This is a genomic window from Tetzosporium hominis (assembly GCF_002265435.1).
In the GTDB taxonomy this organism is placed as follows: Bacteria; Bacillota; Bacilli; order Bacillales_A; family Planococcaceae; genus Chryseomicrobium; species Chryseomicrobium hominis.
The window spans coordinates 1-240 of sequence record NZ_NOKQ01000380.1 but is presented as its reverse complement, the minus strand read 5'-3'; the positions used below and the strand labels follow the sequence as shown (position 1 = coordinate 240).

The following is a 240-nucleotide window of genomic DNA, read 5'->3' as shown; positions in this document are numbered from 1 at the left end:
TGGATATCGCAGATCAAACCTTTGTCAAAAAAGTAAATCAAAAGTTATTATTAAAAGAAATACTTAAGAATTCACCTATTTCAAGAGCAAAATTATCTGAAATGACTGGATTAAATAAATCAACTGTTTCATCACAGGTTAACACGCTGATGAAAGAAAATCTTGTATTTGAGATAGGTCAGGGACAATCAAGCGGCGGAAGAAGACCTGTCATGCTTGTTTTTAATAAAAAGGCAGGAT

The 240-nt window shown here is 32.5% G+C and carries 1 protein-coding gene; it reads left to right on the top strand.

The features are described from left to right. Positions 1–240, top strand: a 240-nt coding sequence (locus CF394_RS15455; RefSeq protein ID WP_133079872.1) for a winged helix-turn-helix domain-containing protein, incomplete at both ends; no start/stop codon positions are given.